This is a genomic window from Xanthomonas sp. NCPPB 1128, assembly GCF_001043115.1.
Taxonomy (GTDB): Bacteria; Pseudomonadota; Gammaproteobacteria; order Xanthomonadales; family Xanthomonadaceae; genus Xanthomonas_A.
On the sequence record NZ_LFME01000017.1, the window covers coordinates 14,409 to 27,909 of the forward strand.

Annotated in this window: 9 protein-coding genes; 5 read left to right on the top strand and 4 right to left on the bottom strand. The window is 69.9% G+C overall.

The window, feature by feature from the left end:
• The first annotated feature begins 272 nt into the window (after positions 1-272).
• The gene (locus ACP93_RS11795) at positions 273-3,413 is read left to right on the top strand and encodes a ligand-binding sensor domain-containing diguanylate cyclase (RefSeq protein WP_048490881.1); all 3,141 of its coding nucleotides are present in this window, start codon (positions 273-275) and stop codon (positions 3,411-3,413) included.
• Between the two features lie 282 nt (positions 3,414-3,695).
• Here the strand turns inward: ACP93_RS11795 and ACP93_RS11800 are convergent, their stop codons facing one another.
• From ACP93_RS11800 to ACP93_RS11810, 3 genes are read right to left on the bottom strand one after another with little or no spacing between them, the layout of a single operon-like run.
• Entirely contained in the window at positions 3,696-4,766 is a 1,071-nt protein-coding gene (locus ACP93_RS11800; protein WP_106407096.1) for an ABC transporter substrate-binding protein, read from the bottom strand.
• Between the two features lie 8 nt (positions 4,767-4,774).
• Complete coding sequence (locus ACP93_RS11805) at positions 4,775-6,163, bottom strand: sensor histidine kinase (RefSeq protein ID WP_048490883.1); 1,389 nt, start codon at positions 6,161-6,163, stop codon at positions 4,775-4,777.
• Positions 6,156-6,860 (bottom strand): response regulator transcription factor, encoded by a 705-nt coding sequence (locus ACP93_RS11810; protein ID WP_048490884.1) that lies wholly within the window; start codon positions 6,858-6,860, stop codon positions 6,156-6,158. The genes ACP93_RS11805 and ACP93_RS11810 overlap by 8 nt, the downstream gene beginning before the upstream one ends.
• Positions 6,861-7,107: 247 nt before the next feature.
• Between ACP93_RS11810 and ACP93_RS11815 the strand changes: the two genes are divergently transcribed.
• The 4 genes from ACP93_RS11815 to ACP93_RS11830 all read left to right on the top strand — a co-directional run bounded on the left by ACP93_RS11815 (position 7,108) and on the right by ACP93_RS11830 (position 11,941).
• Complete coding sequence (locus tag ACP93_RS11815) at positions 7,108-8,298, top strand: OprO/OprP family phosphate-selective porin (RefSeq protein WP_048490885.1); 1,191 nt, start codon at positions 7,108-7,110, stop codon at positions 8,296-8,298.
• 159 nt (positions 8,299-8,457) lie between these two features.
• The gene (locus tag ACP93_RS11820) at positions 8,458-9,783 is read left to right on the top strand and encodes a CitMHS family transporter (RefSeq protein WP_048490886.1); all 1,326 of its coding nucleotides are present in this window, start codon (positions 8,458-8,460) and stop codon (positions 9,781-9,783) included.
• Between the two features lie 111 nt (positions 9,784-9,894).
• Complete coding sequence (phbB, locus tag ACP93_RS11825) at positions 9,895-10,635, top strand: acetoacetyl-CoA reductase (protein ID WP_010344527.1); 741 nt, start codon at positions 9,895-9,897, stop codon at positions 10,633-10,635.
• A 274-nt stretch (positions 10,636-10,909) separates the two neighbouring features.
• Positions 10,910-11,941 carry a LacI family DNA-binding transcriptional regulator gene (locus ACP93_RS11830; protein ID WP_048490887.1) on the top strand — a complete coding sequence of 344 codons (1,032 nt, stop codon included), beginning with the start codon at positions 10,910-10,912 and terminating at the stop codon, positions 11,939-11,941.
• A 117-nt stretch (positions 11,942-12,058) separates the two neighbouring features.
• On the opposite strand, the gene ACP93_RS11835 is transcribed toward ACP93_RS11830, so the two are convergent.
• Positions 12,059-13,384 (bottom strand): MFS transporter, encoded by a 1,326-nt coding sequence (locus ACP93_RS11835; protein ID WP_048490943.1) that lies wholly within the window; start codon positions 13,382-13,384, stop codon positions 12,059-12,061.
• Between the last annotated feature and the right edge of the window lie 117 nt (positions 13,385-13,501).

The window sequence follows — 13,501 nt, forward strand, 5'->3', positions numbered from 1 at the left end:
TGACGCCGCAACGCGGCATCGGGTGGGCGCGGACAGCGCAGGACATGCAGTGTACGTGCGGCGCGGATGGATGCCGAGCGTGCGCCCGCTCTGGCGGAGGGTCGCGCGCCAGGACAAGCCTGCCGGATCTTGTCGTCGGCGCGCGCCACGCGACACAGCCCTGACCCATCCGCACCAGACAATTGCCCAGCCCCCACCCACCCGCCGCCTCCAGCAGCAGGCACTGGCTGCCGCGCATTCAAGGCCAGCCCCACCATGGCCGATAACACGGCGTGACCGTCTCGCTCTCCAACCTGCTGGGCCGCCTGCCGCTGGCCGCGTCCTGCCTCACCCTGTGCCTGGCGCTGGCCCCGGTTGCGTCCGCGTCGGCGGCCGTGACCGTCAACGACGACGACCTCCCCAGCAGCCTGGAACACTTCGGCCTGGACGACGGTTTGTCGCAACTGTCGATCAACGCCCTGCAGAGCGACGACCAGGGCTTTCTGTGGGTGGGCACGCAGGAAGGCCTGAACCGCTTCGATGGACATCTGTTCCGCACCTACCGGCGCGAACTCGGCAGCGATAGCCAGCAGAGCCTGCTCAGCAGCAGCATCGACAGCATCGGCTTCGAGCCGCGCGGCACCCGGCTGTGGCTGGGCACCAACGATGCCGGCCTGGAAGTGATCGAACTGGCCACCTGGCAACACCACCGCCTCGACGCCAAGCAGGGGCTCTCGCACAACCGCGTCACCCAGATCCTGATCGATCCGCAGGGCGGCGCGTGGCTGGGCACCGAACGCGGCATGGACCGGGTCGAGGCCGACCTGCAACGGGCGCGGCCGCTGGGCGGCGATGCGCCGGTGGTGGGCCTGACCTGGATGCCGGACGGCAAACAGCCGGTAGCGCTGGACCGGCAATGCCGCCTGTGGCGGCTGGGCCGCGAGGCGCGCGAGGAGTTGCCGGCACCGCGTGGCATCGACGAATGCGTGGGCCTGCAGTCCGGGCCGGAGGGGCTGTGGCTGGCCTCGGCGCGCGGCGGGCTGTTCCAGCTCGATGCGCGGGGCACGGTGCGGGCGCACTGGACGCCGGCGCAACTGCTCACCGGCGGCAGCGACCTCAGCGCGCTGATCCGGCTGCACGACGGCCGCGTGCTGGTCGGCACCACCAATGCCACGGTGACGCAACTGGACAGCGCGCGGCATGTGCCGCAGCGGCTGAGCTTCGACATACCGCCGAACAGCGCGATCATCCGCTTCTACCAGGCACCCGACGGCACCTGGTGGATCGGCACCTACACCGCCGGGCTGTACCGGGTACGGCCATTGTCGGCGGTGATCCGCAACGACGAAGAGCGCATCAGCGACATCCGCGACTGGCCCAGCAGCAGCGTGCGCAGCATCTGGCGCGACGGCGAGCGCATGCTGATCGGGACCGACCAGGGCCTGCTGCTGCGCGACGGCAGCCGCGCTGCCTGGCACCTGATACCGGGACTGGCCAGTCAGGCGATCCGCAGCATCGCCGCCGATCGCGACGGCTGGTGGCTGGGGACGCGCCAGGGGCTGTGGCGCCTGGACCGGGGCGGCGCGCTGCGGCGCCTGGGCGGCCTGGCCGACGAGCACATCAACGATCTGCTGCTGGAAGGCGACACGCTGTGGGTCGCCACCCGCCGCGGCCTGACCCGCGTGGTCGGCGGACGCGTGCACAACGATCCGCGCTGGGCACCGCTGAACGGGCACACCCTGACCCGGATCTACCGCGGCAGCGACGACACGTTGTGGATCGGCTGCAACGATTGCGGCCTGTGGCGCATGCGCAGCGGCCGTCCCGCCGAACCGTACCGCCCGCGTGGCAGTACCTTGTACGCCTCGGTCTGGTCGCTGTACGAACGCGACGGCGTGCTGTGGGTGGGCACCTTCTCCGGCGGGCTGTACCGCATCGACCTCAAGCGCGACGTGGCACTGCGCTACAGCGACCGCGAAGGGCTCAGCAGCAACGTCATCTACACCATCCTGCCGGACCCGCAGGGGCGGCTGTGGCTGAGCACCAACAACGGCCTGAGCGTGCTCGATCCGCGCACCCGCATCGTGCAGAGCCTGGGCCGCCGCGACGGCCTGCAGAACCAGGAATACAACAGCGGCCGCGGCTACCGCGACGCGCACGGCCTGCTGTACTTCGGCGGCACCCAGGGCGTGGACGTGATCGACCCCACGCGCCTGCCGCTGCGCAGCCCGCAGGCGCGCGCGGTGCTCACCGACCTGCGCATCCTCAATGCCGGCGAGGACCGCAACGGCGGCCAGAACCAGGCCGAGAGCGACGTGGTCTACGCGCAGCGCATCGCCCTGGACCACCGCGACAACGTGTTCACCATCGGCATGACCGCGATCGACTTCGCTGCGCCGGGGACTGCACGCCTGCGCTATCGCGTCGACGGGCTGCAGAAGGGCTGGGTGTACCCGCAGACCGCGCACAGCGACTTCTCGGTCAGCCACCTGCCGCCGGATCGCTACACGCTGGTGGTGGAAGCGGCCGGCCGCGACGGCCAGTTCGGCGCCGCGCGACGGCTGCAGATCGAGGTGCTGCCGCCGCCCTGGCGGCATCCGCTGGCCTACGCCGCCTACGTGTTGCTGGGGCTGGCGCTGCTCGGTCTGGCATTGCATCGGGTACGACGCACCGTCAACCGCGAACGCGACATGGTGGAACTGCTGAACCTGACCGTGGCCGAGCGCACCCGCCAGCTTGAGCGGGCCAACCAGCAGTTGCTGCAGAGCAATGCGCGCCTGCAGGCGGCCACGCGCCTGGATCCGCTGACCCAGGTCGCCAACCGTCGCGAGCTGCAGGACTGGCTGGCGCGCGAATGCCCCGCCCTGCTGGCGGCGCTGGACGACGGCAGCAGCGCCGATGCGCTGTACTTCTTCATGATCGACGTGGACAACTTCAAGCGCATCAACGACGACTACGGCCACCAGGCCGGCGACGCCGCGCTGGTGCACTGCGCCGATCGCCTGCGCGGGCTGTGCGGCGAGCACGACCTGCTGGTGCGCTGGGGCGGCGAGGAGTTCCTGCTGGTCACGCGCCTGCCGCGCGAGGATGCCGCCAGTGCCCTAGCCGAACGCCTGCGCGCGGCGGTGGCCACGCAGCGCTTCGCCCTGGCCGAGCGCGAACTGACGTTGACCTGCTCGATCGGCTTCGCGCCCTGGCCGTTCGTCGCCGCATGGCCGGCGCTGGGCGACTGGGAGCAGAGCGTGGGCCTGGCCGACCGCTGCCTCTACGCCGCCAAGGGCGCCGGCAAGGACGCCTGGGTCGGGCTGGCGCCGGGCGCGGCGCCGGATCGGCCGCGCCTGCACGCGCTGCTGGCCGGCGGCGCGCCGGAGGAACTGGGCGACAGCGTGCGCGTGCTGTGTTCGCCCGGGCGCCAGCCGCGCTTCGCGCGCTGAACGCAGGCCCCTAGGGCGTGTCACCGATTCCCGAGTATGCCGCGTTGGGTCTGGCAGGCGCGCTGCCGGCGTTGCGTGGCGCAGTGCCTGACTGGCCGTCAGGTCAAGCCGCGCGGCGCCGGTAGCGCGCCTGCCAGACCCAACCCGAAGGGCCGCGGTTGCGCGCGCCCGTGGCCGCGTCATCGCTCGGGCGTGGACGCACGTCCACGTCCTCGCTCTTCCTTGCCACAGGCACGCGCAACCGCGGCGCGGCATGCTCGGGGAGGGGTGACACGCCCTAGCTCAGCGCGGCGGCGCCTGCTGCATGCTGCTGCGCCAGGCGTCCAGGAACTGCCGCCGCTTCAGCGCATCCAGGTACACCAGCAGGCCGGGACCCAGCGCGATCGGGCGGAACGCCGCGGCCGCGGCCGGCCCACCCTGCACCGCCCTGCCCGGCTGCGGCAGGATCGGCTGCAGCCGCGCCTCGCGCGACAGCACCTGCTGCCCGCGCGGCGACAGCAGGTAATCCAGGAAGCGGCGCGCCTCGGCCGCATGCGGGCTGTCGCGCGGGATCACCGCGGTGCGCAGCGCGACCAGGGTGTAGTCCTCCGGCTGCACGATCGCCAGCGGCGCGCCGGCATCGATGCGCGCCTGCGCGTACGAGCCCAGCACGTTGTAGGCCAGCAGCAGCTCGCCACGCGCGACCTTGTCCAGCAGCACGCCGGTGCGCTCTTCCAGCACCACCTGGTTGTCGCCCATCGCCGCCAGCAGCGCGCCGGCCATGCTGCCGAGCTGACTGTCCTGGGTCGCGAACAGGTAGCCCACGCCGCTGCGCTCCACATCGTAGGTGCCGATGCGCCCGCGCAGCGGCAGGCCCGGCGCGCGCAGCAGCTCCAGCAGCCGGCGGCGGGTCCGCGGCACCTGCGCGGCCGGCAGCCGCGCGGTGTTGTAGACGATCGCCACCGGCTCGTAGCTGATGCCGAACAGCTCGTGCCGCCATTGCGCCCAGGCCGGCAGCGCCTCGGTCTGCGGCGAGCGGTGGGCCAGCGCGTGGCCGTCGTTCACCAGCTTGGTCTGCAGGTCCATGCTGGCGCTGATCAGCAGATCGGCGCAGCGCGGGCCGGGGCCGGGATGCAGATAGCGCTGGTAGATGTCCCAGGCGATCGCGTCCTGGTACACCACCTCGGTCTGCGGATGCAGGCGCTGATAATCGCCGATCACCGCGGCGAACACCTCGATGTCGGTCGAGCCCTGGATGCACAGTTGCGCGGTGGCGGCGCCTTGTGCCGGGAAGCGACGCACGTCGCCGGGCGCGGCCAGCGCGCTACCGGCGAGCAGCACGGTCAGCAGCAGCGGCAGACGGTGCAGCAGCATGGACAGGCTCATGGATGCAACCTCGGCAGATGCAGGCTGGCGATCAGGCCACCACCCACGCGGTTGGACAGATCGATGCGCCCGCCATGGGCCTCGACCACGCGCTTGACGATCGCCAGGCCCAGCCCGGCGCCGCCGGCGGCCGCGCCCTCGCCGCGCACGAAGCGCTCGAACACGCGCTCGGCCTCGGCCGCGGCGATGCCCGGGCCGTGGTCGGCCACGGTCACCACGCAATCGTGCGCGCTGCAGGTCAGCGCCACCTGCAGCGCGCCGTCGCCGCCGTACTTGCAGGCGTTGTCGATCAGGTTCTTGATCGCCTCGCGCAACAGCAGCGCATCGCCGCGCACCAGCGCCGGTTCGCTGGCGATGGCCAGTTGCACGCGCGGCCGCGGCGAAGCTTGCGGCACGGCCTCGTGCAGCGCCTGGTGCAGCACGTCGGCCAGGTCGACGCTGGCGTAGCGCTGCAGGTTCGAACGATGGATCACGCTGGCGTCGCTGAGCAACTGGTTGAGCAGGCGGCTCATGTGCGTGGCGTTGCGCTCGATCGCCTCCAGGCTGCGGCGCATCTCGTGCGGATCGTCCTCGTCCAGCGCCAGTTGCGCCTGCGCGCGCAGTGCCGCCAGCGGCGTGCGCATCTGGTGCGCGGCCTCGGCCATGAAGGCGCGCAAGGTTTCGTTGCTGCCGGCCAGGCGCGCCATGAAGCGGTTCAGCGCCGCCACCATCTGCTGCATCTCCTGCGGCGCGGTCGCGGCTACCGGCTTGAGCTCGGACGGTTCGCGCCGCGACAGTTCGCGCTCCAGCGTGCGCAGCGGCCGCAGCGCGCGCGACACGCCCAGCCACACCAGCGCCAGGGCCAGCAGCGACAACAGCGCGATGGCGACCAGTGCGTGCAGCACCACGTCCTGCGCCAGCGCCTCACGCGCGCGCCGGGTCTGCCCCACCTGCACCCACACCTGATCCTGCGCCGCCGCCGAAGACACCCGCCGCGACACCACCGCAAAGCGCACCGGCTCGCCGCTGTAGACCGCATCGAACAGGCGCGGCGGCGCGCTGGCGCGCGGCAGCGACGGCGCCGCCGGCAGGTCGTCGTAGCCAGTGATGGTGCGCCCGCGCGCGTCGAACACGCGGTAGAACACCCGGTCCTCCGGCGCCATCGCCAGCAGGTCCAGTGCCGCATATGGCAGGTCCACCTGCCATTGGCCGCCGGCCAGCGCCACCGAATCGACGATGGACAGCGCCGAGGACACCAGCAGGTGGTCGTAGGAGCGATTGGCGGCGCGCTGGCCGTAGTCGCGCGCGACGAAGAACAGCGCCACCGCGCCGAGCAGCGACAGCGCGCCCAGGTAGCGCAGCAGCGTGCGCCGGATCGACGGCGCCGGCGGCGCGGCCTCAGCCATCGGTGTCCGCTGCCGCCGGATCCGGCGGCGTCGCCGCCGCCTCCAGCTTGTAGCCGACGCCGCGCACGGTGACGATGCGCAGCGGCGCGTCGGCCAGCTTCTTGCGCAAGCGCCCGACGTACAGCTCGATCGCGTTCGGCCCGGCCTCGGCGTCGAAGCCGAACAGGCCGTTGCCGATCTCGTCCTTGCCCACCACCTGGCCGAGCCGGCCGATCAGGATCTCCAGCAGGCGGTACTCGCGATTGGGCAACTCGATCGGCGTGCCGTCCAGGCTGACGCTGTGCGCGGCGTTGTCGAAGGCGAAGCCGCCGAGCTGTACCACCTCGCTGGCCTGGCCACGATTGCGCCGCAGCAACACACGGCAGCGCGCCTCGAACTCGCGGAAATCGAACGGCTTGCCCAGGTAATCGTCTGCGCCCACATCCAGCGCCTGCACCCGATCCTCGATCCCGTCGCGCGCGGTCAGCATCAGCACCGGCGTAGTATCGCCACGCTCGCGCAGGCCAGCCAGCACGCGCAACCCATCCAGCCCCGGCAGGCCGATGTCCAGCACCACCAGATCGAAACGCTGATAGCGCAACACCCCAGCCGCACTCAAGCCATCGCGCTGCCAATCCACCGCATGCCCGCTGCGGCGCATGCGCCGCACGATCGCATCGGCGAGATCGGCGTTGTCTTCTACTAAGAGCAGGCGCATTGGGGGCAGGGATTGGGGATTCGGGATTGGGGATTCGCAAGAGCGGGTCCGTACGCGGATGCTAACGCGCCTGCGTCCGGGCAGACAGCGCGCACGGCGCTTTTACCAATCCCGAATCCCGAATCCCCAATCCCGGCCCCACCGACAGGTCGATGACAGCTACGTCCGACTAGGCTGCGTCCATGCCGGTCCGCGGCCGTTGCGGGCGGACCGATCCAATCGCTGCGACACGCACCTGGGAGGGGACGTGGAACTGAAGACTCTGACATGGGGCAGCGCCTGCGCGCTGCTGTGCCTGGCCGGATCGGCGCGCGCCGCCACCGACGACGATGGTCCGGTGACCGCCGAACTCGGCGGTCGCCTGCACTGGGATTTCGCCCACTTCGACAACGACCATCGCGGCACGCCCAATCCCGACGACACCGAGATCCGCCGCCTGTGGCTGGACGTGTCCGGCAAGGCCTTCGGGTTCGGCTACAAGGTCGAAGGCGATTTCGCCGGGCTGCAGGACGACTTCAACGGCAAGGGCATCGAGGCCAAGGACGTCTACATCACCCGCACGTTCGGCGCCGGCACCCTCACCGTGGGCCAGTTCAAACAGTATTTTTCGCTCGACGACCGCACCGGCTCCAACTTCGGCCAGTTCCTGGAGCGCAGCGGCGCGGCCAGCACGCTGGCGCCGTTGTACCGCAAGGCGGTGTCGTGGCAGGCCGCGGGCACCGATACCACCTGGGCCGCCAGTGTCTACAGCCTGCAGAGCATCGATGTCTCCAACGTCCGCGGCCACGCGTTCGGCGGCCGCGGCACCTGGGCGCCGGGGGCGCGCGACGGCGACGTGCTGCACCTGGGCCTGTCGCTGGCGCACGAGCACTACGACCATCCCGGTGCCGGCGGCGCGCCGGCGCTGAGCATCCGCCCGCGTCCGGCCGGGCATCTGTCCGACGACAGCCGCGTCACCCTGGCGCGCTTCGCCGACGGCCGCGACACCGACGTGAACAAGTGGTCGCTGGAATACGCGCAGGTGCGTGGACCGCTGTCGTGGCAGGGCGAATTCAGCGGCGGGCTGTTCGACGACGGCGCGCAGCGCGCCGACGTGATGGCGGCCTACGGCTTCGTCAGTTGGTTCGCCACCGGCGAATCGCGCCGCTACGACCGCAAGACCGGCCGCTTCACCCGCATCAAGCAGGTCAACCACACATACGGCGCGTTCGAGCTGGCGCTGCGCTACGACCGCATGTGGGGCGAGCAGCACCGCGATGGACAACCGGATCTGCTCGACGCCTCCACCGCCTCGTGGACGCTGGCCGGCAACTGGTACCTCAAGCCGAACCTGCGGCTGATGCTCGACCTGATCGACAGCCGCAACCGCGATCATCTTGCGGGCGTGACGCTGGACCACACGCGGGCGATCACCGGGCGCTTCCAATATGACTTCTGAGAGCGGGGATTGGGGAGTGGGGAGTGGGGATTCGGGATTCGGGATTCGGGATTCGGGATTCGCAACAGCGGGATCGTGCGATGTGACGTTTGGTCGGCCTCTTTTCTGATCCCTGATGTGGGGTCCATTTTCTTTCATGCACCACCCTGAGGAACTTCCATGCTGACCGCGCTCGGTTTCGGAATGGTCATTACCTTCATGTACCTGATCATGAGCAAGCGGCTGTCGCCGCTGGTTGCGCTGATCATCGTGCCGATCGTGTTCGCGCTGGCCGGTGGGTTCGGCACCGGCATCAACGAGATGATGCTCGAGGGGATCAAGAAGATCGCGCCCACCGGCGTCATGCTGATGTTCGCGATCCTGTACTTCGGGGTGATGATCGACGCCGGCCTGTTCGATCCGCTGGTGCGGCGCATCCTGCGCTTGGTCAAGGGCGATCCGATGAAGATCGTGGTCGGCACCGCGGTGCTGGCGCTGCTGATCTCGCTCGACGGCGACGGTTCCACCACGTACATGATCACCGTCTCGGCGATGCTGCCGCTGTATCGGCGGCTGGGCATGAACGCATTGAACATGACCTGCGTGACCATCCTCGCCGGCGGGGTGATGAACCTGACGCCGTGGGGCGGCCCGACCGCGCGCGCGGCCACCGCCCTGCACGTGGACCCGGCCGACGTGTTCGTGCCGCTGGTGCCGGCGATGGCGCTGGCGATCGCCGGCATTCTGGTGCTGGCCTGGTACCTGGGCATGAAGGAGCGGCGCCGGCTCGGCGTGGTGACGCTGCCCGGCGATGCCTGGATGGACGGCAGCGTCGCCGACGACGGCGAGGCGCTGCCTACCGTGGAAGACGCCGAGGACATCAAGCGGCCGCGGCTGCTGTGGGTGAACCTGGCGCTGACCCTGGCACTGATGGCCGCGCTGGTGATCGGCGTGCTGCCGATGCCCGTGCTGTTCATGATCGGCTTCGCCCTGGCCCTGCTGATCAACTACCCGAACCTGGCCGAGCAGCGCCGGCGCCTGGTCAACCATGCCGGCAACGTGCTGTCGGTGGTGTCGCTGATCTTCGCCGCCGGCGTGTTCACCGGCATCCTCTCCAACACCGGCATGGTCGAGGCGATGTCGCGCAGCTTCCTGGCGGTGATCCCCGACGCCTGGGGCCCGTACCTGGCGGTGATCACTGCGCTGGCGAGCATGCCCTTCACCTTCTTCATGTCCAACGACGCCTTCTACTTCGGCGTGCTGCCGATCCTGTCCGAGGCCGCCAGCCACTACGGCATCACCCCGGTGGAAATGGCCCGCGCCTCGCTGGCCGGGCAACCGGTGCACCTGCTCAGCCCGCTGGTGCCGTCCACCTACCTGCTGGTCGGCCTGGCCAAGGTCGACTTCGCCGACCACCAGCGCTTCACCCTGAAGTGGGCGGTGTTGATTTCGCTGCTGCTGATGGGCGGCGGGTTGTTGTTCGGCTTGTTTCCGCTGGCCAAGTGAGCGCCGCCCGGGATTAGGGATTGGGCATTCGGGATTCGTAGAAGCCACCGCCCGCGCGCCCATCCAATCCCGACTCCCCATTCCCGAATCCCAACTCCGAAGGAGTTCACCGTGACCCTCAGAATCGCCTACGTCACCAGCGGCATGGGCAGCATCGGTACCGCGATCTGCCAGAAGTTGGCGCGCAACGGCCATACCGTGGTCGCCGGTTGCGGGCCGGACTCGCCGCGCAAGTCGGCGTGGCTGCGCGAGCAGCGCGAGCTCGGGTTCGACTTCATCGCTTCCGAAGGCAACGCCACCGACTGGGATTCCACCGTGGCCGCGTTCGCCAAAGTCAAGGCCGAGGTGGGCGAGATCGACGTGCTGGTCAACAACGCCGGCGGCAGCCGCGACATGCTGTTCCGGCAGATGGGCCGCGAGGATTGGCAGGCGGTGATCGCCAGCAATCTGCATGCGCTGTTCAACATCACCAAGCAGGTGGTGGACGGCATGACCGCGCGCGGCTGGGGCCGCATCGTCAACATCGGCGCGGTCAGCGCGCAGAAGGGCCAGATCGGGCAGATCAACTACGCGACCGCCAAGGCGGCGATGCAGGGCTTCAGCCGCGCGCTGGCGCAGGAAGTGGCCTCGCGCGGGGTCACCGTCAACACCGTCTCGCCCGGCTACATCGCCAGCGCGGCGATCAGCGGCTTCCCGCCGGACGTGCTCGACCGCCTGGCCAGTTCGGTGCCGCTGCGCCGGCTCGGCAAGCCCGAGGAGGTGGCCGCGCTGTGCGCCTGGCTGGCCTCGGACGAGGCCGCCTACGTCACCGGCGCGGACTACGCGGTCAACGGTGGCCTGCACATGGCCTAGGGCGCGCCCTCGCCTTTCCACAGATGACGCGCCTCGGTTGCGCGTGCACACAGCGGGGAAGCACGAAGGCCTGGACGTGCGTCCAGGCCCGCGCAGCGACACGCCGACGCGTCCGCACGTGTGCGCTCCTTCGATTGGATCTGGCAGGCACGCCGCGGCGTACGCGGGGAGGTATGGCGTACCGTGGCAGCGATGCGGCCGCGGCACGCAAAGCGCCGCGACATCCGCCTGGCATACACTGCCGGTTCCGCTTCGTCCGTCGCGCCCGCTCCGCATGCCCGAAAAACCCGAACCCGGCGCGCCCGCCGCGCGCCTGCAGATGGCCGACATCGCGCGCATGGCCGGCGTCTCCGAATCCACGGTGTCGCGCGCGCTGGCCGACAATCCGGTGGTTGCCGAACGCACCCGCGCCTACATCAAGCAGCTCGCCCGCGATGCCGGCTACCGGGTCGATCCGGTGGCGCGCAGCCTGCGTTCGCGCCGCTCCAACATCGTCTGCGTGGCCGTGCCGCTGATGCACGCGCACGAACAGCCGCTGTCGGACCCGTTCATGATGACCATGCTGGCGCTGCTCGCCGACGCGCTGACCGCGCGCGGCTACAGCATGCTGCTGTCCAAGCTGGACCAGCACCAGGACCACTGGGTCGAGGACCTGGCGCACAACAGCCGCGCCGACGGCGTCATCATGCTCGGCCAGAGCCACGAGCACGCCTCGCTCGACGCCGCCGCACGCGGCGGCCTGCCGATGCTGGTGTGGGGCAGCCGCATCGACGGCCAGGCCTATGCCAGCGTCGGCAGCGACAACCTGCGCGGCGGCGAACTGGCCACCGCGCACCTGATCGAGCACGGCCGCCGGCGCATCGCCTTCCTCGGCGACGAACAGCTACCGGAAGTGGCGCCGCGCTTCGCCGGCTACCGGCGCATGCTCGAGACGCACGGCCTGGCGTTCGACCCGCGGCTGCACGCGCGCAGCCATTTCCTCAGCGAGGACGCCTACCGCCTGACTCGGGCGATGCTGAAGAAGACCGACCCGCCGGATGCGGTGTTCGCCGCCTCCGACGTGATCGCACTGGGCGCGATCCGCGCCCTGATCGAAGCCGGCCACCGCGTGCCGCAGGACATCGCCCTGGTCGGCTTCGACGACATCCCCCTGGCCGCCTACAGCCAGCCACCACTGACCACCGTGCGCCAGGACCTTGCCCATGCCGCCACCCTGCTGGTGGACGGCGTGCTGAACCTGATCGCCGGCGTGCCGGTGGAATCGGTGGAGCTGCCGGTGAGTCTGGTGGTGCGGGAGTCGGCCTGAAGGGCCGGGATTGGGCATTCGGGATTGGGGATTCGTAAAAGCGGGGCTTGCGCACTGAGCGTGCACTGGTGGGGCCGGCTTTTCCAATCCCGACTCCCGAATCCCGGCTCCACCGCTTTACGAATCCCCACTCCCCACTCCCGAATCCCGCCCCCTGACCAACAGCATCGCCACCGCCGCCGCCAGCATCAACACCCCAGCCAACCGCACCACATTGCGCGGGTCGCCCTGCAGCAGGCGGTCGTAGTACAGCGGCAAAGTCACGATCTGGATCAGCATCGGCAGCACGATGAACAGGTTGAACAGGCCCATGTACACGCCGGTGCGTTCGGGCGGGATGCTGTTGGCCAGCATCAGGTAGGGATTGCCCATCATGCTGGCCCAGGCCAGGCCGATACCGATCATCGGCAGCAACAACAGCCAGCGGTCGTGGATCGACGGCAACACGCACATGCCGACGCCGGCGGCGACCAGGCAGGCGGCGTGCGTCGCCTTGGGGCCGAACTTACGCGCCACCGGCACCATCGCGAACGCGGCCAGGAAGGCGACGAAGTTGTAGAAGCCGCCGATCTGCCCGTTGACCAGGCCGGCCTCGCGGAAGCCGTGCGAATCGGCTACGGTGGTGCCGAACAGGGTCGTGGACAGCGACAGCACGATGTACTGCCAGTAGCAGAACATCGCATACCACTGGAACAGCATCACCGGCGCCATCTGCCGCATCGTCGGCGGCATCTGCCGCACGGCGTCGACGATCTCGCGCAGCGTCGCAAGCGGCCCGACCGCGGCGCTGCGCAAGCGTTGCAGCTGCGCCGGCGGCAGCACCGGCTCGCGCACGCTGCGCGCGGTGAGCAGGATCGAAGCGGCGGAGAACCCCGCGCCGATCGCGAACGCGGCGATGGTGACGTAGGGAATGTGGTGGGCGTTGGCCGCGTCCTGATTCATGCCCAGCCATACCAATAGCGGCGGGGTGACATAGGCCAGGGTCTGGCCGAGGCCGGTGAACGCGCTCTGGGTCAGGTAACCCAGGGGCCGCTGCGGCGGCGCCAGCACGTCGCTGACCAACGCGCGGTACGGCTCCATCGCCACGTTATTGGCCGCATCCAGCATCCACAGCAGCGCCACCGCCATCCACAGCGCCACGCTGAAGGGCATGGTCAGCAGGCACAGGCTGCAGACCAGCGCGCCCACCACCATGTACGGCATGCGCCGGCCCCAGCGGGTCACGGTGCGGTCGCTGAGCACGCCCACCACCGGTTGCAGCACCAGCCCGGTGATCGGGCCGGCGAGCCACAAATAAGGCAGATCTGCGTGGTCGGCGCCCAGGTAGTTGTAGATCGGGCTCATGTTGCTCTGCTGCAGCCCGAAGCTGTACTGCACGCCGAAGAAACCGGCGTTGAGCGCCAGCACGCGCGAGAGCGGAAGCAGGGGACGATCGGAACGCATGAGCATCGGCATCGGCCTGGACGGAGCGGGCACACGGGAGGCGTGCCGTAGCGGCGGAGCGGAGTGTGGCCGCGCCTGCAATCGTTTGTAACGCTGCGTTGCACCATGCAGAATGCC

Bases quoted from the DNA above. Each gene is read 5' to 3' on its own strand.
- ACP93_RS11800 (WP_106407096.1), bottom strand. From the start codon at position 4,766: ATGCTGCTGCACCGTCTGCCGCTGCTGCTGACCGTGCTGCTCGCCGGT.
- ACP93_RS11805 (WP_048490883.1), bottom strand. From the start codon at position 6,163: ATGGCTGAGGCCGCGCCGCCGGCGCCGTCGATCCGGCGCACGCTGCTG.
- ACP93_RS11810 (WP_048490884.1), bottom strand. From the start codon at position 6,860: ATGCGCCTGCTCTTAGTAGAAGACAACGCCGATCTCGCCGATGCGATC.
- ACP93_RS11820 (WP_048490886.1), top strand. From the start codon at position 8,458: ATGCTGACCGCGCTCGGTTTCGGAATGGTCATTACCTTCATGTACCTG.
- ACP93_RS11830 (WP_048490887.1), top strand. From the start codon at position 10,910: ATGCCCGAAAAACCCGAACCCGGCGCGCCCGCCGCGCGCCTGCAGATG.
- ACP93_RS11835 (WP_048490943.1), bottom strand. From the start codon at position 13,384: ATGCGTTCCGATCGTCCCCTGCTTCCGCTCTCGCGCGTGCTGGCGCTC.